This window comes from Streptococcus sp. A11 (assembly GCF_043674225.1).
GTDB lineage: Bacteria > Bacillota > Bacilli > Lactobacillales > Streptococcaceae > Streptococcus > Streptococcus suis_V.
The window spans coordinates 49,025-72,666 of sequence record NZ_JBIMJS010000012.1; the positions used below are offsets into that span (position 1 = coordinate 49,025).

A 23,642-nucleotide genomic window follows, 5' to 3' on the forward strand; every position below is an offset into this window, starting at 1 on the left:
AGCTAAGCCTTGTCTTCTTGGATTTTTCATGTTTCCGCTATATTTTTTCTTTTAAATCAACTATAATAGAATCATGAAAGTTTTACTCTATTTGGAAGGCAAGACAGTTCTGGAAAAATCAGGGATTGGTCGGGCCCTCCACCATCAAATGGAAGCCCTGGACATGGCTGGAATTCCCTATACGACGGACCTTTTAGGGCATTATGATGTCATTCATATCAATACCTATGGGCCACGTTCCTGGTTGCTTCTGCACGCTGCCAAACGCCATGGAAAGAAGGTCATCTTGCACGGGCATTCGACCAAGGAAGATTTTCAAAATTCCTTTATCGGATCCAATCGCCTGGCGCCATTTGTGGGAAAATATCTGGCCAGCATGTACCAAAAAGCAGATTTTATTATTACCCCGTCAGAGTATTCTAAGCAGCTCATCCAATCCTATGGGGTGACAACTCCAATCGTTGCCGTGTCCAATGGGATTGATTTGGACAAGTACAAGAAAGATGCTCGCAAAGAGGCTGTTTTTCGGGATTATTTCGGTATTAAAGAGGGACAACCAGTCGTGGTCTGTGCCGGGCTTTATTTCCGCCGCAAGGGCATAGAGGATTTTGTCAAGGTGGCTGAAAAGCTGCCCCATGTGCGCTTCATTTGGCTAGGCTCTATCAATAAATGGATGATTCCATCCTATATCCGGAAAATTGTAGAAGGAGCTCATCCGCCTAATGTCGAGTTTCCTGGTTACTTCAAGGGGGCTGTTTTTCAGGGGGCAATGAGCGGAGCGGATGCCTTTTTCTTCCCATCCTATGAAGAGACGGAAGGGATTGTCGTCTTGGAAGCTCTAGCCAGCCACCAGCATGTTGTGCTGAGAGATATTCCAGTTTATGAAGGCTGGATTGATGAAACAAGTGCTGAATTGGGCAAGACTGTCGATGATTTTGTCCAATCCATTCAAAATATCTTAGATAAAAAAGTAGACAAGCGCGAGGCAGGTTATCAGGTGGCAGTTAGTCGCTCGATGGACAATGTAGCCCACCAGCTAGTAGAAGCCTATCGCCAAGTCATGGAGTTGTAAATGCGTATTGGATTGTTTACAGATACCTATTTTCCGCAGGTTTCGGGGGTTGCGACGTCTATTCGGACCCTGAAAACGGAGCTGGAAAAACTAGGTCATGCAGTATTTATTTTTACGACCACTGATGAGGGTGTCAACCGCTATGAGGATTGGGATATTATCCGCATTCCTAGCGTGCCCTTCTTTGCCTTTAAGGACCGTCGAGTGGCCTATGCTGGCTTTGTGGATGCCTTGAAAATTGCCAGCCGTTACAAGCTGGATATTATTCATACCCATACGGAGTTTTCTCTGGGGATTTTGGGGAAATTGATTGCCAAGGAATTGGGGATTCCAGTTATTCATACCTACCATACCCAGTATGAGGACTACGTCCACTATATTGCTAAGGGGAAAATTATCCGCCCTAGCATGGTCAAGTATATCCTCAAACCCTTCTTCCGTGACCTTGATGGGATTATCTGTCCCAGCGAGATTGTAGAAGATTTGCTGAATAAGTATCAGGTTCCTATTTCCAAAAGGGTCATACCGACAGGAATTGATTTGGCCAAGTTTGACCGACCTGAGATTTGCCAAGAGGATATTGATGAACTGAGGCAGCAACTGGGGATTGCTAAGGATGAAACTATGCTGCTCAGCCTGTCTCGTATCTCCAATGAAAAAAATATTCAGGCCCTTGTCAAGGCCATGCCGGCTATTTTGGCTGAAAATCCCAAGGTCAAGCTGGTTATCGTTGGTGGTGGACCTTATGCGGGAGAGTTGCAGGAGATGATTGACCGCATGCAGCTGGCCAGTCATATTCAGATGACGGGCATGATTGCGCCGAGCGATACTGCTCTATACTATAAAGCGGCTGATTTCTTTATCTCGGCATCTACCAGTGAAACCCAGGGTCTGACCTTCTTGGAAAGCCTGGCATCAGGCACTCCAATCCTAGCCCATTCGAATCCTTATTTGGATAATTTGGTGACGGACAAGATGTTTGGAACCCTCTTTAAGCGGGAAAAGGACATAGCAGATGTGGTCATTGATGCGATTTTGGCGACGCCAAGCATGAATGCCTACTTGCTGGAGAAAAAGCTCTATGAAATTTCCGCCAAGAATTTCGGTCACCGAGTTTTTGAGTATTACCTGGATTTGAAAATTTCCCATGATTTCCAGAAGGAACACACCAATCAAGACAGTGTGGCAGAAGTATTGCTCAAGGGAGCAGTTACCTTACCAGCCAAGGTCGTTGTCAAATCAACCGACACCACAGCTCGCATTCTCAGAAAATCAGTTGCCCAGGTCAAATCCGTTCGTAATTTCTTTGATTAGGAGGGATGAAAATGAAGAATTCAGGAAAAATATTTTGGTACATCTTGCCTACTTTACTGGTCTATTATCTGGTGCCGGTGCTGATTATGTATTCTCCGCTGGATGACTTGACCATCAAGGGATTGTTGATTAACTTGATTTTAGTCTATCAACCAATCTTGATTTTACTGATTTCAATCATTTATACTGTCAAACATGGCTTTTCCTGGTGGTTTCCACTGCTACAAGGCTTGCTTTATCTGCCAGTCGATACCCTGATTTTTCCAAATGCAGAGGGCTCAGAAATCTACGTTATTCCTTACATTCTTGTAGGCTTTCTCGGAGCAGGAGTAGGGGTTTTGATGAGGAAGATGCTTGGAATTGGAAAATCAAGAAATTCTCGCAAAAATCCTTGAAAAATCCGAAAATCCTGCTATAATAACTGTTAGAGACTTATCCATTCTAGGAAATCTTTGAGAGAGTGTGCGGTCGGTGCAAGCACATAGAGGATAGGATTGACACTACTCGGTATGATTTTATGCAAACATAAAAGGGTGGCTCCCTTATCGCCAATCTAAGGTAGTCAGGCTTTTTTGCGTGACTGCGAATGAAGGTGGAACCACGTTGCGACGTCCTTTTTTTGAGGGCGTCGTGTTTTTTTGGAGGAGGAATGATGCTACCTGATGATTTATTAAGACGATGTCAAGATGTGCGTCGTGCTTACAGAGAGTTGGAACTCAAGCACCACGACAAAGAGTGGTCCATTGAGGAGTGAAACAGTCTGGGGATAGACTGTTTCAGCTCAACAACTTAAAATAAAGACCTCTTGGCTTTGACCAATGATATTGGCAATATGAACCGCCTGATTTTGACCAAGCAGGGTCGTTACTATGATGAAACGCCTTATACCTTGGAGCATAAAATGGCCGAAAATATCTGGTGGTTGATTGAACTGGCTGACCGCCTGGATATTGATATTCAAAAAGAAATGGAAACCTTTTTAACTCAAAAAGAAGAGTTATTAGGGATTAAAAATAAATAAAAAGGAGATAAATATGCTTAAAATTACTTTCCCAGATGGTGCTGTTCGTGAGTACCAAGCTGGCGTGACAACTTTTGAAATTGCTGAGAGCATCAGCAAGTCTTTGGCTAAAAAAGCTCTTGCTGGTAAGTTTAATGGTAAACTGATTGACACCACCCGTGCTATTGAAGAGGATGGCGCGCTTGAAATCGTAACGCCTGACCACGAGGATGCCTTGGACATCTTGCGTCACTCAGCAGCCCATCTCTTTGCCCAAGCGGCTCGTCGTCTTTTCCCAGACATCAAGTTGGGGGTTGGTCCTGCTATTCAGGATGGTTTCTACTATGATACGGACAATGCAGCAGGTCAGATTTCAAATGAAGACCTGCCACGTATTCAGGAAGAAATGGCTAAAATTGTCAAAGAAAATTTCCCCTCAGAACGTCGTGAGGTAACTAAGGAAGAAGCCCTTGAAATTTTCAAAAATGATCCTTACAAGTTGGAATTGATTCAAGAACACTCGGATGACGAGGGCGGTTTGACCATCTATACCCAAGGCGAATACGTTGACCTCTGCCGTGGGCCACACGTTCCGTCAACAGGTCGTATCCAGATTTTTGAATTGCTCAACGTGGCAGGTGCTTACTGGCGTGGTAAGAGCGAAAATCCAATGATGCAACGTGTGTATGGTACAGCTTGGTTTGACAAAAAAGATCTCAAAGCATACCTGCAAATGCGTGAAGAGGCCAAAGAGCGTGACCACCGTAAACTTGGTAAGGAATTGGATCTTTTCATGATTAGCCAAGAAGTTGGTCAAGGTTTGCCATTCTGGTTGCCAAATGGAGCGACTATCCGTCGTACCTTGGAGCGTTACATCACAGACAAGGAATTGGCTTCAGGTTACCAGCACGTTTATACGCCACCTTTGGCTTCTGTCGAACTCTACAAGACCTCAGGTCACTGGGAGCATTACCATGAAGATATGTTCCCAACTATGGACATGGGTGACGGTGAGGAGTTTGTGCTTCGTCCGATGAACTGTCCGCACCACATTCAAGTTTATAAAAACCATGTGCGTTCTTACCGTGAATTGCCAGTGCGTATCGCTGAGCTTGGTATGATGCACCGCTATGAGAAATCTGGTGCTCTTACAGGTTTGCAACGAGTACGTGAGATGACACTTAACGACGGTCATATTTTCGTCACACCTGAGCAAATCCAAGAAGAGTTTAAAAAAGCTCTCCAGTTGATTATCGATGTGTACGCAGATTTCAACCTAAACGACTATCGTTTCCGCCTGTCATATCGTGACCCAGAGGACAAAGAGAAGTACTATGACAATGATGAGATGTGGGAAAATGCCCAGCGTATGTTGAAAGGTGCTATGGATGAAATGGGCGTGGACTACTTCGAGGCAGAGGGGGAAGCAGCCTTTTACGGTCCAAAATTGGATATCCAGGTGAGAACTGCCTTAGGTAATGAGGAGACACTGTCAACCATTCAGTTGGACTTCCTCTTGCCAGAACGCTTTGGTCTGACCTATATCGGTGCTGACGGTGAGGAGCACCGCCCAGTCATGATTCACCGTGGTGTCATCTCGACTATGGAACGCTTCACTGCAATCTTGATTGAAACCTACAAGGGTGCCTTCCCAACCTGGTTGGCTCCAACCCAAGTGACTATGATTCCGATCTCTGTGGAAGCTCACTTGGATTACGCTTGGAAGGTTGCAAAAGAATTGCAAGACCGTGGCGTTCGAGTACACGTGGATGAACGTAACGAGAAGATGCAATACAAGATCCGTCAGAGCCAGACCGGCAAGATCCCATACCAGCTTATCGTCGGTGACAAGGAAATGGAAGACAACGCTGTCAACGTTCGTCGCTACGGAAGTAAGGCAACACAAACTCAGTCTGTATCAGAATTTGTGGACCATATCCTAGCAGATATTGCTCGCAAATCACGTCCAGCTGAAACAGCTGAATAATAATTATAAGGAGAAGTCCGAAAGGGCTTCTTTTTTGACAGCGAAAAACTCCCAAGTTGTCAAAATAGAATAGACTAGATTTCTTTAGAAAGCTGATTGTCATTTTACTGGACATTCGATTCAGAAATTTCTTTTAAAATTTTTAAAAACTTATTGGCGACCCGGGATTGATTGTTTTGTTTTTTCCAGAGAACTTGTAGAGGGTCATGGTTACCTTCTTGTAATTTTATAAATTTTAGTTGGCTATATTCATCAGTCAGGACAATGCCGTTCAAGCAAAGTGCAACACCAACACCTGCTTTGACAAGAAGGGCAGCATTATATAGAAGATTATAAGTTGCAACAATGCGATAATCACCAACTTTATCTAGTTCTTCAAAGGTGATGTTGGGCTGAGCAGATACTATCAGTGGATATTTGATTACATCATGAAGTTTTGGGGTCTGAAGAGTGGCTAAGGGATGATTTTTTGGAACAAGTATCCCCCAAGAATCTCTATTTGGAAGAGGTAAGTGATTATATTTACTTTCATCAAAAGAACCAAAGGTTATACCGATATCAATATTGCCTTGGTCTAAATATTCTTGTACATAGTCAGCGTTACCACTAAGAATGTGTACTTTAACTTCTGGATAGGTAGTGGTCAATTTTTTAACGGCTCGTGCCATGATATCCAGAGATTGACTTTCCGCGGCTCCAATACTAAGTTCACCCGAAATACCATCGTTTCTACGGATGTTATTTTCTGTTTTATTGACTAAGGATAGAATTTCTATGGCGCGATTGTAAAGGTAACGCCCGTCTTCGGTTATCTGAATTTCTCGGCTACCACGATCGAAAAGCTGAGTTTCTAATTCTGTTTCCAAGTCTCGAATTTGTCGAGAAAGGGTTGGCTGTGTGATATGCAAGGCCTTGGCGGCATTAGATATAGATTTGGTTTGTACGATTGTGACAAAGTAATTAAGAACACGGATATCCATTACTAGCTCCTAGTGATTTTTTAGAATTATTATACCACAATATATGCCTCATAGGCATACATAGAACATAAAACAAGTATTTGATTATGGGTTGTGTTTGTAATAAAATATCTAAAGAAAACAGGAAAGGAAACAGTAACTAAAATAAGGTATGAAGTATGCATCAAGAAATTAAATCGTTCATTGAAACAGGAGAAATCATTAAAAAAGGAGACATTGTTTACGAACTTATTCACGAAATTACTGCTGAAACCTTACCGCTTATAGAAAAATTGAATACAGAAGTCCAAAGCGAAGCGAGTAAACGTGACTTGCTGGAAAAAATCATGTGTAAGAAGTTGGATGATACAACGTCAATTGCATTGCCTTTCCGAACGGATTTCGGACGCCATATTTCCATTGGTAAGGAAGTTTTTATCAATACGGATGTGATGATGACAGATTTAGGTGGGATTGTTATTGAGGACAAGGTCTTGATTGGTCCTCGTGCTATGATTATCTCAGTTAATCACCCTCAAGAATCATCACAGCGACGGGGCTTAATTTTGAAATCCGTCCATATTAAGAACAATGCTTGGATAGGTGCGGGAGCAACTATATTACCAGGTGTGACGGTTGGTGAAAATGCTATAGTAGGGGCTGGAAGTGTTGTGACAAAGGATGTTCCTGATAATACAACTGTTGCAGGTGTACCTGCTAAAATTATAAATACCAATCATTAATTTTTGGAAGGAAATATTAAATTGAAAACTGCTATTTTTGAAAAAGCTGGGTCAATGATTATCGAAGAGGTTAATAGACCAACGATTCAAGCACCGGATGACGCCATTATAAAAATTGTCCGTGCCTGTGTTTGCGGCTCGGACCTCTGGTCATACTCACATGGGGATGTTAAAGAAGGTCATTCTGTCAATTCTGGACACGAGGCACTAGGTATAGTTGAAGAAGTTGGTCCCGAAGTGACAGATATTCATCCCGGAGATTTTGTCATTGTACCCTTTACGCATGGTTGTGGTGAGTGCGATGCCTGCCGTGCTGGATTTGACGGCACTTGTGATAATCATGTAGCTCCGACCAACTGGGGAAACGGTTACCAGGCAGAATACCTACGTTTTCACTATGCGAACTGGGCACTAATTAAAGTACCTGGTCAGCCATCTGATTACTCAGAAGATCTGCTGAAGTCTTTACTGGCCTTGGCAGATGTCATGCCTACAGGATATCATGCTGCGAGGGTAGCACAAGTGAAACAAGGCGACAGGGTCGTTGTGATTGGAGATGGCGCTGTCGGTCAATGTGCCGTTATTGCTGCTAAAATGCGAGGTGCATCTCAAATCATTATGATGAGCCGTTATGAAGATCGTCAGAAATTAGCCCTTCAACTGGGTGCAACTGCTGTTGTTGCTGAACGTGGTGAGGAAGGTATTGCAAAGGTGCGTGAAATTTTAGGTGGAGGAGCGGATGCTGCCCTTGAGTGCGTTGGTACAGAATCTTCTATTGAACAGGCACTGGGGGTCCTTCATAATGGCGGTCGTATCGGCTATGTTGGTATCCCTCACTACAATAACCGTCCGATTGGCTCGACGTTTGCACAGAATATTTCCTTCGGCGGTGGTTCAGCATCGGTCACTACCTATGTCAAAAATGAATTACTCGAAGCCGTCTTGGATGGAAGGATTAACCCTGGTAAAGTTTTCACAAATACCTATGATTTCAGTGAAATTAACCAAGCCTATCAAGATATGGCGGACCGTAAAGTGATTAAATCTATGTTGATTGTTTCTGAGTAACCGTAATCTCATAAATTCATTCGCTCAGAAATCTGGAATATTATCAGCACTATTTTGTCCTTTAACATAGTCACTTTCTATCAACTAGCAGAATGATTTTGTAAATCAGCGAAGTCCGAAAGGACTTCTTTTTTGGTATAATAGTCAAGGAAAGAGGTGCTTAAATGAAAAGGATAATGAAGTTTATTGTAGGTCTTTTATTAGGAATTATTGGTTTCTTTGGCATTTTGTTGCTTTGTCTATTGCTGCTCTTTAGTCCCAAAGTGGCTAGTCGAGAGGAATTGATATCGTATCAGATGATGCTAGAACAGGGTATGGAGTCATATGGTTTCACTGGTAAGGTGGAGTTGACAAAATTTCGTCCTATTGCCATTGGTAACCCATGGGATGTTTTAGAGTATGATTATACTGAGGTTATAGATGGTCAGTCAATTACACTTCAATCCTCTGATACTTTGGTCAATAACCGAATTGAAGGACAGGAGGCATTAAACGGACTACTAAATATGACGGCCTATTTTGATGATAGTCCAAGTGGAATGTTGTATCAATTTGATGGTATCGTTGACCAAGCTATGTGGCATCAGCCGAGAGGTAAATATTTACTGAATCAGGCACAGCAGATATTTAAATTGATGGAAGAAAAAGATTTCACTTTGTTTGAAGTGGATGGTAGGCTTGAAACTCAGGATGAAAAACTGATAAAGTTTTATGAAAAGGTAGAGGAAAATCGCTATAATGGTCGGGCTTTTGCAGGTTTTTATGATATTAATTTAGACTGGCTCATGGAGGAAGAAATGGCGGTAATCGAAGTTGAATTTTTTAATAAGAAGGACCTTGGTTTAGAAAACGACTTAGTAGAGGAAGATAAATTACTAGCTGATTTAAAACAGAAAGTCGAAACATTTGACTATTCTAATGTGGAAGACGGAACCTATAGAATTGGTTTTCGTAGACCTGGAGTGCAGTCGACAAGTTTTTTCGTAACAATCAAGGTAAAAGATCATCATCATTCATTCTTAAAATAGTTGTAACAAACACAAAAAATCCCAACCATCTGGCTGGGAGGAACGTTTATTCAATACTGCTCGCCCAAGACTTAGCCACGTAGCGTGATAGGCTGGAAATGGCGAAGTTGATGAGGAAGTAGATGAGGGCAACCATGAGATAGAGAGCAAAGACCTGCTCGGCCTCAAAGTAGCGTCCCATGAGGATTTGGCTGGAGCCAAAGAGTTCCTGGAGGGCAATAACGGAATAGAGGAAACTGGTGTCCTTGATGACCGTTACGATTTGTGAAATGATGGCTGGCAACATCTTGCGAATGGCCTGTGGCATGATGATATAAATCATAATCTGGACAGGTGTGAATCCTTGCGCCAGACCAGCCTCTGTTTGACCTGGACCAATGGCATTGAGACCACCGCGGATGATTTCTGCCATAGCAGCGGTCGTGAAAATGGTAAAAGCTGTAATACCAGCTGGCGTTGACTTCATCTGAAATACCAAGAAAACAGTGAAAATCCAGAGCAGGTTGGGTACGTTACGGACAAATTCGATATAGATCGTTGCAATCCACTTGAAGAGTGGATTTTTTCCATTTCGCATGATAGCCAAAATCATTCCGAAGAGGACAGATAGGACCACAGAGATGCTTGAAATGTAGAGAGTTAGCTGCAAACCAGACCAGAGCAATTGGAAGGTCGATGGTTTGAGAAGTTCTGAAATAGTATTCATCATAGACCTCCTTAATGACTGAAGGCAGCCTTGTTTTTCTCTTCAATCCGGCGTCCCCAGCTAGCAACTGGGAAACACATGATAAAGTAGAGAAAGGCCGCGCCTGCAAAGGCTGGAATGTAGTTGGCATTCATGGCAGACCAGGACTTGGTCATGAATATGATGTCTGCACCAGAGATAATAGCGACCGTGGCCGTATTTTTAATCAAGTTAACCACTTGGTTGGTTAATGGTGGAAGAATGGTTGGTATAGCCTGTGGCAAGATGATGATGCGCATAGTCTCGCTGGCAGTAAAGCCTTGAGATAGGGCAGCCTCAGTCTGACCAGTCGGTACTGCCTCGATACCTGCACGGATAACTTCGGCAATATAGGCACCGTGGTAAAGCCCGACACAGATAACCGCTGTCCAATAGATAGATGGCATGAGCACATAGTTGGAAATCAAGGGCAGACCGTAATAGACAATCATGAATTGCACCAAGAGTGGTGTGTTTTGGTAGTATTCAACATAAATACGGGCCAACAATTTGAGTGATTTTTTCTTGCTGGATGATAGGCTACCGAAGAGAATTCCTAGCAGCATGGCCGTGATAAAGGCACCGATAGAAATAGCTAGGGTAAAGAGGAAGCCTTGGAAAAAGACTGGAAAATCATTGAAGTAGCTCAGCCAATTTTCCCAAGCATAGGGGCTAGTTGCAAAAACAAACATAACCGTTCCTTTCTAGTGTGTAGTATAGGTGGTTGGATGTGAGTCTCGGCTCACTTGCTGTGGTTCGAGTCAGCATCTCAGCACAATGGTTGATTGGCGGTTTCGTTCGCGTTTTACGCTCCGAACCAGCCCTAACGAATGATACGAACTGTGTTCGTTCAATTTCCAACCTCCAAAGGTTCCCCGAACCTTGGAGCTGTGCGGGGGAGGGAGTAAAACGGTCTGGGAATAGACCGTTTTAGCCTGAACCCAGAAACTCGAGAGTTCAGACGAACTCTCTTTCCCTTAGTCGAGTTCTTTCCCGCTCCCTATTCATCTGTTTCAGTGACAGGTTTGAGTCCGTTGGCATCGTAGATAGCCTGTAGACTGCCATCCGCTGTCCATGTTTCGATGAGACCGTTTAAGTAATCATTAAGGTCTTTATTGGATAATTTAGTCACAATGCCGTAGTCTGACGCTGAGAAGCTGAAGTCCATGAGCTCAGACTGGGAACCGATATAGCCTGACAGGATAGACTGGTCTACTGAGAAGGCATCTGTGCGATGGGCACGGAGAGAAACAGAGAGTTCAGGATAGGAACCCAATTCTGCGAAGGTTACGGAAATGCCGTGCTTATCAGCTAAATCAGAAATTAGTTTTCGTGTGATAGAGCCTTGGGCAACCCCGATGTTCTTACCGTCCAAATCCTTGAAGGTCTTGATACCAGAATCCTTATTAACCAGGAAGCCGACAGCGTCTGTATAGTAAGGGCTGGTAAAGTTATAGAGGAGTTTGCGTTCTTCCGTGATGGTGAAAGTCGCGATGACCATGTCGACCTGCTCGTTGTCTAGAAGTGGACCACGGGTCTGTGCTGTAACTGGTGTAAATTCGATATCTACGCCCAGTTCTTGTGCAATTTTGCGGGCAATGTCAATTTCCATTCCTTCAAATTCGCCAGTGTCTGGATTTTTAAAACCAAAGTTTGGTACGTCTTGTTTGACGCCGACACGGAGAACACCACGGTCAATGATAGCCTGGACCTGGTCGCTGCTGACAGCTTGAGCAGGAGTTTCAGTCTGCACCTTGGTTTGACTGAAAGCAAAGAGGAGGACCACACCAATCAAGAGCATCCGAATGGCGAAAAATAAATTGATTTTCTTTGTATCCATAGGCACCTCCTAGATCTTAACCTTATCTGATTCGTGATTGATAATCTTGCTGAGGAACTGCTTGGCGCGTGGTTCTGTTGGATTGTCGAAGAAGCCATTGACGTCGGTCGTATCCACCAAAACCTCGCCCTCTGCCATGAAGATGATACGATCAGCCACCTCACGGGCAAAGCCCATTTCGTGGGTTACAACAATCATGTTCATGCCGTCGCGGGCCAATTTTTGCATAACTGCAAGAACATCACCGATGGTTTCAGGGTCAAGGGCAGAAGTTGGCTCATCAAAGAGCAGGAGTTCGGGGTGCATAGCCAGTCCACGGGCGATAGCAACACGCTGCTTCTGTCCACCAGAAAGCATGGCTGGATAAGAGTTCTTGCGGTCCCAGAGGTTTACAAATTCTAGGTATTTTTGCGCAGTCTTCTCTGCTTCTGCCTTGTCAATGCCCAAAACCTTGATAGGGGCTAGGGTAACATTTTCTAGGACTGTCTTATGAGGATAGAGGTTGAAATGTTGGAAAACCATGCCGACCTCTTTGCGGAGAGCAACTAGTTCCTTGGTAGATGAACCAGATACGGTGTGGCCATGTACCACCAATTCACCGTCTTCTACAGACTCCAGTCCATTGATGGTACGAATCAATGTGGATTTTCCAGAACCAGAAGGGCCGAGGAGTACAACAACCTGACCTGGTTCAAATTCTAAGTTGATATTGCGTAGGGCGTGGTAGTCGCCGTAATATTTATTAACATTCTTAAACGATACTAATGACATGAGAATCTCCTTTATCTAATGCGATACTAAGCATCATATCATTGCAAAGATTAAATGTCAAGTATATTCTGACAATTTAAGATTTCAACATGTTAGAAAATATAACATAAAACAGCGAGATAGATTTTAAACATGAATTTTCCAGATAAGTTATGATATAATAGAAGAAATAAATAAAAGGTATAAGTAATATGAAAAAAATTCTAGTTGTAGATGATGAGAGACCCATCTCGGATATTATTAAATTTAACATGACCCGTGAGGGCTATGAGGTCGTGACAGCTTTTGATGGTCGCGAGGCCTTAGAAGTATTTGAAGCGGAGTTTCCGGACATTGTCATTCTGGATTTGATGTTGCCAGAGTTGGATGGTTTGGAAGTGGCCCGTAACATTCGCAAAACCAGCAATGTGCCCATTATTATGTTGTCTGCCAAGGATAGCGAATTTGACAAGGTTATTGGCTTGGAAATTGGAGCGGACGATTATGTGACCAAGCCTTTCTCTAACCGTGAATTGCAGGCCCGCGTCAAGGCTCTGCTTCGCCGGAGCGAGTTGACAGAGACCCAGTCCATTCCTGTTGTGGCTGGCAAGGCGGAATTGGTCATCGGAGACCTGGTGATTTTGCCCGATGCCTTTGTTGCCAAAAAACATGGTAAGGAATTGGAATTGACCCACCGGGAGTTCGAGCTGCTCTATCATCTGGCCCAACACATTGGTCAAGTCATGACCCGCGAGCACTTGCTGGAAACAGTTTGGGGCTATGATTACTTTGGTGATGTCCGGACGGTCGACGTGACGGTTCGTCGTTTGCGTGAGAAAATCGAAGACATTCCAAGCCGCCCTGAATACATCTTGACCCGCCGTGGCGTCGGGTACTTTATAAAAGCCAATGATTAATCAACTGCGTTACCTGATAACGACCTCGGAATTCTGGTTTATTGCCATCAGTATTGGCTTTGTGATTGCCATTACTGTTCTCTTGATTGAGAATTACCGGGACAATAAGCAGATTAAACAATTAAATGAACGTGTTAAGTCGCTCATGGAAGGGGATTATGCGGATGTTCTGGATCTAAGAGGTAGTCCGGAAATTACGGATATGACCAACTCCTTGAACGATTTGTCTGAAATGATTCGCCTGACGCATGATAATTTGGAACAGGAAAAAACACGCCTCAGTTCCATTTTGTCTTATATGAGTGATGGTGTTGTGGCAACCGATCGAATGGGGCGCATCATTATGATTAACGACATGGCCCAGAAACAATTAGGTCTGAGCGTACAGGAGGCGACGCAATCAGATATCTTGGATGTTTTGGACCTCCAGGAGGAATACAGTTTTCGTGAATTGCTGGCTCAGACACCGGAAATTGTGCTTGAGCACACCAATGAAAACCAGGAATTTCTGACACTTCGGGCAAATTTTGCGACCATTCGGAGCGAAAGTGGCTTGATTTCTGGTCTGGTTATTGTCCTGCATGATATGACTGAGCAGGCCAAGGAAGAGCGGGAGCGGCGGCTCTTTGTATCTAATGTTAGCCACGAGTTGCGGACACCTCTAACATCTGTCAAGTCTTATCTAGAAGCCTTGGACGAGGGTGCTATTACAGAAACGGTGGCTCCAAGCTTTGTCAAGGTTTCTCTAGATGAGACCAACCGCATGATGAGGATGATTACGGATCTCCTGAGCCTGTCACGTTTTGACAATCAAGTCGGTGAGTTGAATCTAGAATTGATTAACTTCACGGCCTTTGTCACCTTTATTCTCAACCGTTTTGATCAGATGAAGAATTCAGATTCTGAGAAGATTTATTCGATTGTGCGAGACTATCAGATTAGTCCGATTTGGATAGAAATTGATACGGACAAGATGACCCAGGTTTTGGACAATATCCTGAATAATGCAATCAAGTATTCGCCAGATGGGGGCAAAATCACTTTCAGTATGAAGACTACGGACAGTCAGCTGATTGTCTCCATCTCTGACCAAGGGTTGGGAATTCCCAAGGCTGATTTGCCTAAGATTTTTGACCGATTTTACCGGGTGGACAAGGCACGTTCGCGGTCCCAAGGGGGGACAGGTCTGGGCTTAGCCATTGCCAAGGAAATTGTGAAACAGCATAAGGGTTTTATTTGGGCTAAGTCAGAATATGGACACGGTTCAACATTTACAATTGTTTTACCATATAGCAAGGATATTGCCTTGGATGATTGGGATGATTCAGATGAGGAAGAATAGGAGAGCATGATAGGAAAAGGTTTTAATTACAGTATTTTAGCTTCTGGTTCCAGTGGAAATTGCTTTTATCTGGAAACGGATCAGAAGAAAATCTTGGTGGATGCGGGTTTATCTGGGAAAAAAATTACCAGTCTATTAGCAGAAATTGACCGCAAGCCAGAAGACATTGATGCCATTCTAGTGACGCATGAACATAGTGATCACATCCATGGTATTGGTGTTTTAGCTCGTAAATATGGTATGGATATTTATGCCAATGAATTGACCTGGCAGGCTATGGAGAGCAAGTTGGGTAAGATTGATGTGGCTCAAAAACATATCTTTGAATTGGGTGCCATGAAGACTTTTGGTGACCTAGATATAGAGTCATTTGGTGTCAGTCATGATGCGGCCTGTCCGCAATTTTATCGCTTTATGAAGGATGACAAGTCCTTTGTCATGCTGACGGATACAGGTTATGTCAGCGATCGGATGGCAGGGATTGTAGCCAATGCTGATGCTTATTTGATAGAATCCAATCATGATGTCGAAATCTTACGTTCGGGTTCTTACTCTTGGAACCTCAAACAACGGATTTTGTCTGATAAGGGGCACCTTTGTAACGAGGATGGTGCGGATGCCATGATTCGCTCACTAGGAAATCGGACCAAAAAGATTTACCTAGGGCATTTATCAAAGGAAAACAATATCAAGGAATTGGCTCACATGACCATGGTTAATCAGTTGGCGCAGGCTGATTTAGGAGTTGGAGTGGATTTCCAGGTCTATGATACCTCGCCAGATACAGCGACGCCATTGACCAAGATTTGACAAATTCATTGAACTTGTTTAGAATAAATATATAAAATACGTGAGGTGAAGTTACATGAATAATTAAGCTGCTTATTAGTCGTTCTTAAAACTTGTTGAAAATCAATTATTTGATAATTTAGTCTTTTTGTTTACTTTTAGTACTTGCTCCAACAGTCTAGGAATAGACTGTTGGAGGTCGGAAATAGAGCGAATGATGTTCGCACCAAAAGCTGCAGGCTGCTTGTACAGTCGAGTGACTGTACAAGGTTGGAGATAGCACTTGCCAAGCAAGTTACTTCTACATAGTACGGCAAAGCGAGTTCAAACAATCCAGTGGAGTGTTTGAAGTTGGAAATAAGGAAACGATGTTTCCTCTTACGTCGAAGTAATAAAAGATAAACTAAATGACTACACAAGGGATAAGACAGCTCATAAGGGCTTAGTATTCGTGTGACTTTTTCCATTGGAAAAGGTCATGTTTTGCATGGCTTTTTTCTTGTGTTATTTTTTGAAGAAAAGAGGTCTATATGGAAGTAATGAAATGTATTCAATTAGAGAAGGAAATTGCGGGACGTAGTTTGTTTACAATCCAGCAGTTGAGCCTTCAAGCTGGTCAAAAGGTTGGTTTGGTTGGAAATAATGGTGTTGGCAAGTCTACTTTTTTGAAAATCTTACTAGGACTGGATAGGGATTTTGCTGGTCAGATTGAGGTAAAAACAGACTGGGCCTATGTACCCCAGTTACAGGAAAGGAGCTCGCTTTCAGGTGGGGAACAAGTTTGGAAGTCTATTCAAGAGGCTTTTGCCCAAAGACCGCAGTTGTTAATTATGGATGAACCGACAGCTAACCTAGACTATGAACACCAGGAAAAGCTGATCAAACAAATCAAACGCTATCGTGGCAGTCTACTGGTTGTCAGTCATGATCGGCATTTTCTCAATCAAATAGCCAGTCACATTTGGCATTTAGAAGAAGGAAAGGTTCAGGTTTATCTAGGAAATTACGAGGCGTTTGTAGAAAGTCGCCGGGCTAGACGAGAAGGGCAGCAGGAGGCCTATGAAGCCTATCAGAAAAAAGTTGCCCAACTAAAAAAAGCCCAGCAAGAGCGTCAGACAAAGGCTCAGAAGATGGGGAAGAGAAAGAAAGGTATTTCATCGTCTGAGTGGAAGGTTAATGCTATGATGGGTTCCTATGATAGTCAAGCCAAGTCTATGGCCAAGACTGCCAAGCATTTAGAAAAACGGATGGAGCGTTTGGAAAAGGTTGAACAACCTAGAAAGGAAACGTGGGTAAAGATGGAAGCGAAAGGTGCCTTGGATACTGGTCTTCACAGTCTCTTTCGCTTGCAGGATGGACAGCTGTGGATTGGGGAAAAGTATTTATTTGATTTTCCTCAGCTTGGTATGACTTTTGGGGATAAACTTGCTCTGGTTGGGTCAAATGGTACTGGAAAAACAAGTTTTGTTCGGAAACTGATTTCAAAAGAATTAGAAGGCTACTACAATCCAAAATTAAAAATTGCTTATTTCTCCCAGGATTTGACAAGTCTCAACGAAGAAGAAACAGCCTTTGTGAATGCTAGCTCAACATCGCTTCAAGATAGGGTAACGGTTCTCAATTTATTGGGCATGTTGGGACTCTCTTACGACAAGGCCCAGCAGAAGGTGGCCAATTTGTCTGGTGGTGAACGTGTTCGGCTTTCCTTGGCCAAGGTCTTGTTATCGGATGCCAATCTTTTGATAGTAGATGAGCCGACAAACTATTTGGACATTACAGCCATCGAAGCTCTGGAGAAATTTTTGCAGGAATACCAGGGAAGTGTCCTCCTGATTTCCCATGATCAGCGGTTTGTTGAGAGTGTTGTGCACAGAAAATGGTTGGTTGAGAATTGTCAGCTTGTTGAACGTTTATAGAGAAAATATTATTTGAATCGACAGTTGGGTCTCAAAAATATTTTTCGCCTGTGGTATAATAAGTAGAAACTTTCTAGAATGAGGTCCGATGTGTCGAATAAATTGCCTTCGCGAGTGGGGCGAGAGGATAGGATTATCCCAAGGCGGTTGAACATGCTGTTTGCCATTGTCGTCTTCCTGTTTTCAGTCCTGATTGCTCGTTTAGTGGATATGCAGCTAATCAATAAAGATTTTTATGTCCAAAAATTAGAGACTGCCAGTCAAAAAGTGGTGTCAAGAAGCTCGGTCCGCGGTCAGATTTATGATGCCAAAGGTCTTCCGCTTGTTGAAAATAAGTTAAGCCAGGTGGTGTCCTTTACTCGGTCAAATAAAATCACTGCCAAAGGAATTCGGGATATTGCGGAAAAATTGGTAGCCTGGGTGTCCTTACCTGAGGATATTCGTGTGTCGGAGCGGGACAAGGCAGATTACCTCTTGGCGGATACAGATATCTATGAAAAGGTTGTCGCAGAGCTCCCAAGAGAGAAGCGGTTCGGTATCGATGGAAACCTCCTGAGCGAAGGAACAATTTATGCCAATGCCGTAGAAAGCTTGGACCCCAAAGATTTACAATTGACGGAGGCTGAAGAGAAGGTTGTCTACCTCTTTACCCAAATGAACAAGGCTGGCTTTTTTGAGACCGTCCGCCTAGCAACCCAGCCCCTCAATGCAGAACAGATTGCCTTGATTGCTTCTCATGAGCAGGACATGCCCGGGGTTACAACAGTGACCAATTGGGACCGTCTTGTCAAAGATACCTCGCTTTCCTCGATTATTGGAACGGTGACGACGGAGCAGGTTGGTCTCCCTGCAGAAGATGCTGAAGATTATCTGGCCAAGGGCTATTATCTGAACGACCGTGTGGGAACTGCCTACCTTGAAAAGCAGTACGAAGGCGTCTTACAAGGACAACGAGAGCTCAAGGAAGTCAAGCTCAATCGAAATGGAAATGTCGAGTCTATCGATACAATCCAAGAAGGTCAAAAAGGAAATAATATCCAGTTGACCATTGATTTGGCTTTCCAAGATGGTGTCAATGCCATATTGAAGAAATACTTTGAAAGTGAGTTATCAACCGGAAGCGCACTCTATTCAGATGGTGTATATGCTGTAGCTTTAGAACCGACTACTGGTGCAGTGCTGGCCATGTCGGGTTATAAACATGAAAAGGGGACAAGTAGTATTACCGAGGATGCTCTTGGAACTATCACAAGCGTCTTTACTCCAGGTTCTATTGTCAAGGGTGCAACTATTTCATCTGGTTGGGAAAATGGAGTTATCAGTGGCAATCAAGTGCAGTTAGACGAACCAATCTATTTTGCAGGTTCAGCACCAATTACATCTTGGTATGGGGCCTATGGTAGTAATATTGATGCGACAGAGGCTCTGGAATATTCTTCAAACGCTTACATGGTAAAAATTGCTTTGGGGTTATTAGGTCAAACCTATTCGCCAAATATGTTTTTGAACGATGGAGATGCATTGACAAATGCCATGACAAAACTTCGTTCTACTTTTGCGGAATATGGATTAGGTGCTCCAACAGGAATTGACTTACCGCTTGAATCAACAGGTTTCTTACCAGAAGAATATTCCACCGCAAACTTTATTACGAATGCATTTGGACAGTTTGATAACTATACACCGATGCAGATGGCTCAATATGTAGCGACAATCGCCAATAATGGAACTAGAGTAGCTCCTCACTTGGTGGAGGGGATTTATGGGAACAGTTCAGATGGGGGATTAGGTGATTTGATTGAGAAAAAGACAAGTCAGGAACTCAATAAAGTTGCTATCTCAGCACAGGATTTGGCTATTCTACAACAGGGATTTTATCAGGTAGCAAATGGAAGTGGTAGCTTTAATACCGGGCGTCAAATCAGTAATGGTGCTGCTGTGTCTATCAGTGCCAAAACAGGTACTGCAGAGACATTTACGACGGATAGAAATGGTCAGGTTATAAGTGCTGTAAATACCAATATCGTAGCTTATGCCCCAAGTGCTAATCCTAAAATTGCTGTAGCAGTTGTTCTACCAAATCTGACAGATTTTAATTCCACAGCTAGCATGACTATTGTGACAGAAATTATTAATTTATACAATTCACTTTACCCAATGAATTAAGGAGGCTTATGCTCTACCCAACTCCCATAGCTAAATTGATTGACAGTTATTCCAAATTACCCGGTATTGGTATTAAGACAGCTACGAGACTGGCTTTTTATACCATCGGTATGGAAGATGATGTGGTTAACGAATTTGCTAAAAATCTCCTGGCGGCCAAGAGGGATTTAGCTTATTGTTCCATTTGCGGTAATTTGACAGACCAGGATCCTTGTGGCATTTGTCAAGATACCAGTCGTGACCAGTCGACCATTTTAATTGTAGAAGACAGTCGAGATGTGACAGCCTTGGAAAATATCCAAGAATACCACGGTCTCTACCATGTCTTGCAAGGATTGATTTCCCCTATGAATGGCATTGGACCAGACGATATTAACTTGAAAACTCTACTGACCCGCCTGATGGAAAATGAGGTGACAGAGGTGATTGTAGCGACCAATGCGACAGCAGATGGGGAGGCAACTTCCATGTATATCTCACGAGTCCTCAAACCAGCGGGAATCAAGGTTACTCGCTTGGCGAGAGGCTTGGCAGTCGGAAGCGATATCGAATACGCGGATGAAGTTACCCTCCTGCGTGCCATCGAGAACAGGACAGAATTATAGTATATTAGTCCTCGTTCTGCCGATCAGATAAAAACTATGTTATACTTAGCATAGATGTTTTCGAATTAGAAAAGGAAAAAATATGTCAAAAGAAACCTTGATTTTACTATACGGTGGCCGATCAGCAGAGCGTGAAGTATCCGTTCTGTCTGCCGAAAGCGTCATGCGTGCCATCAATTATGATAAATTTTTTGTCAAAACCTATTTCATCACGCAAACTGGTGACTTTGTAAAGACGCAAGAGTTTTCTCAAACACCGTCTGCCGATGAAAAACTCATGACAAACGCGACAATTGTTGAAGAGCAAAAAATTCGTCCGAGTGATATTTATGAAGAAAACGCAGTCGTTTTCCCTGTTCTTCACGGCCCTATGGGTGAAGACGGTTCTATTCAAGGATTCCTAGAAGTTCTGAAAATGCCTTATGTGGGGACCAATATCTTGGCGTCAAGCGTTGCCATGGACAAGATTACGACAAAGCGCGTGCTGGAGTCAGCAGGGATTGCCCAGGTAGCCTACACGACCTACTTTGAAGGTGAGGATTTGGAGGAGGCCATCGCTGAAACCCTGACAAAACTGCATTTCCCGGTCTTTATCAAGCCAGCCAACATGGGCTCTTCAGTCGGCATCAGCAAGGCTGAGAACGAGGCTGAACTCCGCTCTGCTATTGCGCTTGCAATCAAATATGACAGCCGTATTCTCATTGAGCAAGGGGTAACTGCTCGTGAGATTGAGGTTGGGCTTTTGGGAAATGCTGACGTGAAAACGACCCTGCCTGGTGAAGTGGTCAAGGACGTTGCTTTTTACGACTACGATGCCAAGTACATTGATAACAAGATTACCATGGACATCCCAGCTAAGATTGACGAAGCTATCATGGATGTCATGCGTGACAATGCCGCCAAGGCCTTCCGTGCCATCGGTGGTTGCGGACTGTCCCGTTGTGATTTCTTCTTGACAGAAGAAGGCGACATTTTCCTCAATGAGCTCAATACCATGCCAGGATTTACCCAGTGGTCCATGTATCCCCTGCTTTGGGACAATATGGGCTTGGCTTATCCAGACTTGATTGAAGAGCTGGTTAGCCTAGCCAAGGAAATGTTTGACAAACGAGAAAGCCATTTGATTTAAGGCAGTGAGAAAGGTTGGAATGCTCCAATCTTTTTTCTTGCAATGGCTTTCAGAATGGTCTACAATGATATGTATATGTATGGAGGAAAGTTATGTATCAAACGAAAGTCAAGGGGGATGCTCTTTTTCAAGCGACGTCGGCTGGATACGGAAATCCTATTACAAGCTTTGGGGTGACTGAGAAAGGCGAGACACCTGTCAGTCTGGTCAATATTGCCCTAGCGGCCTGCGTGACCATGTGTGTACAAGGCTATTATGCCAGCCAAGAAAATAATAAAACCATGTCTGTCCAGGTGGAAAGTCAGTTAGAAAATGACCGTTTTGACTTGACTATCGCCATTGCTGAGGCGGTCTCAAGTGAAAAGCAGGCGGCTATCCTAACCTACGTGGACAAGAAGTGCAATGTCAAGGTTCTTTTGAGAGAGGACTTGACCATCAACACAACCTTTGTGGTCTTAGAAAGTGTGGAATAAAAGTGTTTTTAGCGATTGAAGAAATGCGGCAAAACAAGCTGCGCTACGGCCTGATTTTAGGGCTCTTAATCTTGATTTCTTATCTTGTCTTTTTCCTGACAGGCCTGGCCTATGGTCTCATGCAGGAAAACCGTACTGCGGTGGACAAGTGGCAGGCAGATTCTGTCTTGGTATCCTCGGAAGCCAATCGTCTGATAACAGCCTCAAAAATCGATGCTCAGTTGATTGACAAAGTGGAGGCAGACCAGAAGGCTCTCATCCGCCAACAGGCTGGTGTCGCCTATGTTAAGGAAGATGCCAGTTCGGATGACAAGGAAAAAGTCAATATCTTTGCGGTTGAGGCTGATAGTTTCTTAGAGCCCAATATTGTCCAAGGCCGTCTCTATGAAAAAGCTGGAGAGATTGTTGTCGAGCAAAATCTAGCTCAGGTTGAGGGATTTGGTCTAGGAGATGAGATTTATCTATCTGGTACGGATGAAAAAGTGACCATTGTTGGCTATACGGACAAGGCTTACTTCGGTGTAGCTCCGGTGGTCTATATGGACTTGGAAGCCTTTGGTGATCTCATGCAGGGTAACGATCAGCAGGTCTCTAGTAAGCTGGCCAGTGCGATCATTGTTCGAGGTGCAGCAGATAAGTTTCCAGCAGATTTGGAAAATGTTGCCACCGCTGATTTTATTGAGAATTTGCCAGGCTATAAGGCGCAAAATATGACCTTCGGCTTTATGATTGGCTTTTTGATTGTGATTTCAGCCATTGTGATTGGTATTTTCATCTTTGTGTTGACAACCCAAAAGTCTCCGATTTTCGGGCTTATGAAAATCCAAGGTCTGTCAAATGCCTATATTTCAAGATCTGTGTTATCTCAAACCTTCCTGCTGGCAGGTTTTGGGACAGTCATTGGTCTGGCTGGAACCTACTTGTCTTCCTTAGGTTTGCCAAGCGCTGTGCCATTTGAAAACAATTGGACCTTCTATCTGACTATTGGGGCTGCTCTGATTGTCTTTGCTTTACTGGGGGCAAGTTTCTCTATTCGCTCGATCTTCAAGGTCGACCCGTTGAAAAATCTATCCTAGGAGGTTGATATGAAAACATTGATTTTTGAAAATATAAGTAAAACCTTCCAGGACGGAAGTCAGACTATCACCGCCCTCAAGCCGACCAATTTCTCTATTGAAGAGGGGAAATTTGTGGCTATTATCGGGCCGTCTGGTTCGGGAAAATCTACCTTTCTAACCCTGGCAGGTGGTCTGCAAACACCGACAGCTGGCCGTGTTCTCATTAACCAAGAAGATTATTCTGATTTGCCAGAGAAAAAACGGGCCAAATTGCGCTATAAGGACATTGGTTTTGTCTTGCAGGCTTCCAATTTGATCCCATTTTTAACAGTCGAAAAACAATTAACCTTGGTTGATAAGGTCAATAAGAAAGCTGATCCGAGCAAGCGAAACGAACTTCTATCTGAATTGGGTGTGGAACATCTCAAAAACAAGTTCCCTAAGGATTTGTCAGGCGGAGAACGGCAGCGGGTGGCTATTGCACGTGCACTCTACAATGATCCTGCCTTGATTCTTGCTGATGAACCGACAGCCAGCCTAGATAGTGACCGGGCCTTTGAAGTGGTGAATCTTTTGGCCAAAGAGAGCAAGGAGCGGAAAAAGTCTATCATCATGGTGACCCATGACCAGCGTATGATTGAAAAATGCGATAATGTCTACGAGATGAAAGACGGCGTTCTTACCCTGTACCTTTGTCAATGATGTGAGACCAGAAAGGTGAAATTGAAGTTATCCATTTGTTAAGCTTTACTAGGAGCTAGC

22 protein-coding genes and 1 pseudogene are annotated in these 23,642 nt (G+C 43.5%); 18 read left to right on the forward strand and 5 right to left on the reverse strand.

The genetic code is table 11. From position 1 onward, the window contains the following. The first annotated feature begins 73 nt into the window (after nucleotides 1-73). The 5 genes and pseudogenes from ACHBIF_RS07925 to thrS all read left to right on the forward strand — a co-directional run bounded on the left by ACHBIF_RS07925 (nucleotide 74) and on the right by thrS (nucleotide 5,373). Nucleotides 74-1,072: a glycosyltransferase family 4 protein gene (locus ACHBIF_RS07925; RefSeq protein WP_105110781.1), complete on the forward strand. Its 999-nt coding sequence runs from the start codon at nucleotides 74-76 to the stop codon at nucleotides 1,070-1,072. After that, on the forward strand, nucleotides 1,073-2,386 hold the full coding sequence (locus tag ACHBIF_RS07930; protein WP_105160159.1) for a glycosyltransferase family 4 protein: 1,314 nt from the start codon (nucleotides 1,073-1,075) through the stop codon (nucleotides 2,384-2,386). Nucleotides 2,387-2,397: 11 nt separating this feature from the next. Then, nucleotides 2,398-2,781, forward strand: coding sequence for a hypothetical protein (locus tag ACHBIF_RS07935; protein WP_105160160.1), 384 nt, complete (start codon nucleotides 2,398-2,400; stop codon nucleotides 2,779-2,781). A gap of 257 nt (nucleotides 2,782-3,038) precedes the next feature. Further along, nucleotides 3,039-3,407: pseudogene (locus tag ACHBIF_RS07940) on the forward strand (MazG-like protein). A 13-nt stretch (nucleotides 3,408-3,420) separates the two neighbouring features. Further along, on the forward strand, nucleotides 3,421-5,373 hold the full coding sequence (gene thrS, locus ACHBIF_RS07945; protein ID WP_394719758.1) for a threonine--tRNA ligase: 1,953 nt from the start codon (nucleotides 3,421-3,423) through the stop codon (nucleotides 5,371-5,373). Between the two features lie 104 nt (nucleotides 5,374-5,477). Here the strand turns inward: thrS and ACHBIF_RS07950 are convergent, their stop codons facing one another. Further along, on the reverse strand, nucleotides 5,478-6,353 hold the full coding sequence (locus ACHBIF_RS07950) for a LysR family transcriptional regulator (RefSeq protein WP_394719760.1): 876 nt from the start codon (nucleotides 6,351-6,353) through the stop codon (nucleotides 5,478-5,480). Nucleotides 6,354-6,523: 170 nt separating this feature from the next. Between ACHBIF_RS07950 and ACHBIF_RS07955 the strand changes: the two genes are divergently transcribed. The 3 genes from ACHBIF_RS07955 (at nucleotide 6,524) to ACHBIF_RS07965 (ending at nucleotide 9,171) form a co-directional block, all read left to right on the forward strand. After that, on the forward strand, nucleotides 6,524-7,075 hold the full coding sequence (locus tag ACHBIF_RS07955) for a DapH/DapD/GlmU-related protein (RefSeq protein WP_394719786.1): 552 nt from the start codon (nucleotides 6,524-6,526) through the stop codon (nucleotides 7,073-7,075). Between the two features lie 21 nt (nucleotides 7,076-7,096). After that, nucleotides 7,097-8,143 carry a zinc-binding dehydrogenase gene (locus ACHBIF_RS07960; RefSeq protein ID WP_167785291.1) on the forward strand — a complete coding sequence of 349 codons (1,047 nt, stop codon included), beginning with the start codon at nucleotides 7,097-7,099 and terminating at the stop codon, nucleotides 8,141-8,143. A 176-nt stretch (nucleotides 8,144-8,319) separates the two neighbouring features. Then, a complete protein-coding gene (locus ACHBIF_RS07965) occupies nucleotides 8,320-9,171 on the forward strand; it encodes a hypothetical protein (protein WP_153056039.1) in 852 nt (283 codons plus the stop codon). 46 nt (nucleotides 9,172-9,217) lie between these two features. Here ACHBIF_RS07965 and ACHBIF_RS07970 read toward each other — a convergent pair whose 3' ends face one another. From ACHBIF_RS07970 to ACHBIF_RS07985, 4 genes are all read right to left on the reverse strand, one after another. Continuing rightward, nucleotides 9,218-9,877, reverse strand: a complete 660-nt coding sequence (locus ACHBIF_RS07970; protein ID WP_105110789.1) for an amino acid ABC transporter permease — start codon at nucleotides 9,875-9,877, stop codon at nucleotides 9,218-9,220. 11 nt (nucleotides 9,878-9,888) lie between these two features. Then, entirely contained in the window at nucleotides 9,889-10,587 is a 699-nt protein-coding gene (locus ACHBIF_RS07975) for an amino acid ABC transporter permease (protein WP_394719763.1), read from the reverse strand. Between the two features lie 308 nt (nucleotides 10,588-10,895). Beyond that, nucleotides 10,896-11,735 (reverse strand): transporter substrate-binding domain-containing protein, encoded by an 840-nt coding sequence (locus tag ACHBIF_RS07980; RefSeq protein WP_105110791.1) that lies wholly within the window; start codon nucleotides 11,733-11,735, stop codon nucleotides 10,896-10,898. Nucleotides 11,736-11,744: 9 nt separating this feature from the next. Further along, nucleotides 11,745-12,506 (reverse strand): amino acid ABC transporter ATP-binding protein, encoded by a 762-nt coding sequence (locus ACHBIF_RS07985; RefSeq protein ID WP_105110792.1) that lies wholly within the window; start codon nucleotides 12,504-12,506, stop codon nucleotides 11,745-11,747. Nucleotides 12,507-12,697: 191 nt separating this feature from the next. On the opposite strand from ACHBIF_RS07985, the gene yycF reads away from it, so the two are divergent. From yycF to ACHBIF_RS08035, 10 genes are all read left to right on the forward strand, one after another. After that, a complete protein-coding gene (gene yycF, locus ACHBIF_RS07990; protein WP_105122701.1) occupies nucleotides 12,698-13,402 on the forward strand; it encodes a response regulator YycF in 705 nt (234 codons plus the stop codon). Continuing rightward, the gene (vicK, locus tag ACHBIF_RS07995) at nucleotides 13,395-14,744 is read left to right on the forward strand and encodes a cell wall metabolism sensor histidine kinase VicK (protein WP_394719766.1); all 1,350 of its coding nucleotides are present in this window, start codon (nucleotides 13,395-13,397) and stop codon (nucleotides 14,742-14,744) included. The genes yycF and vicK overlap by 8 nt, the downstream gene beginning before the upstream one ends. Nucleotides 14,745-14,750: 6 nt before the next feature. Beyond that, on the forward strand, nucleotides 14,751-15,554 hold the full coding sequence (locus ACHBIF_RS08000) for an MBL fold metallo-hydrolase (protein ID WP_172003115.1): 804 nt from the start codon (nucleotides 14,751-14,753) through the stop codon (nucleotides 15,552-15,554). 509 nt (nucleotides 15,555-16,063) lie between these two features. Beyond that, on the forward strand, nucleotides 16,064-17,449 hold the full coding sequence (vga(F), locus tag ACHBIF_RS08005) for an ABC-F type ribosomal protection protein Vga(F) (protein ID WP_394719769.1): 1,386 nt from the start codon (nucleotides 16,064-16,066) through the stop codon (nucleotides 17,447-17,449). A 78-nt stretch (nucleotides 17,450-17,527) separates the two neighbouring features. Beyond that, a complete protein-coding gene (gene pbp2b / locus ACHBIF_RS08010; protein ID WP_394719771.1) occupies nucleotides 17,528-19,615 on the forward strand; it encodes a penicillin-binding protein PBP2B in 2,088 nt (695 codons plus the stop codon). Nucleotides 19,616-19,623: 8 nt separating this feature from the next. Next, the gene (gene recR, locus ACHBIF_RS08015) at nucleotides 19,624-20,220 is read left to right on the forward strand and encodes a recombination mediator RecR (protein WP_105110797.1); all 597 of its coding nucleotides are present in this window, start codon (nucleotides 19,624-19,626) and stop codon (nucleotides 20,218-20,220) included. An 82-nt stretch (nucleotides 20,221-20,302) separates the two neighbouring features. Next, entirely contained in the window at nucleotides 20,303-21,349 is a 1,047-nt protein-coding gene (locus tag ACHBIF_RS08020) for a D-alanine--D-alanine ligase (protein ID WP_394719774.1), read from the forward strand. A 92-nt stretch (nucleotides 21,350-21,441) separates the two neighbouring features. Continuing rightward, entirely contained in the window at nucleotides 21,442-21,822 is a 381-nt protein-coding gene (locus ACHBIF_RS08025; protein ID WP_394719776.1) for an OsmC family protein, read from the forward strand. A 2-nt stretch (nucleotides 21,823-21,824) separates the two neighbouring features. Then, on the forward strand, nucleotides 21,825-22,898 hold the full coding sequence (locus ACHBIF_RS08030; protein WP_394719778.1) for an ABC transporter permease: 1,074 nt from the start codon (nucleotides 21,825-21,827) through the stop codon (nucleotides 22,896-22,898). A gap of 9 nt (nucleotides 22,899-22,907) precedes the next feature. Then, nucleotides 22,908-23,582 carry an ABC transporter ATP-binding protein gene (locus ACHBIF_RS08035; protein ID WP_394719780.1) on the forward strand — a complete coding sequence of 225 codons (675 nt, stop codon included), beginning with the start codon at nucleotides 22,908-22,910 and terminating at the stop codon, nucleotides 23,580-23,582. The last annotated feature ends 60 nt before the right edge of the window (nucleotides 23,583-23,642 follow it).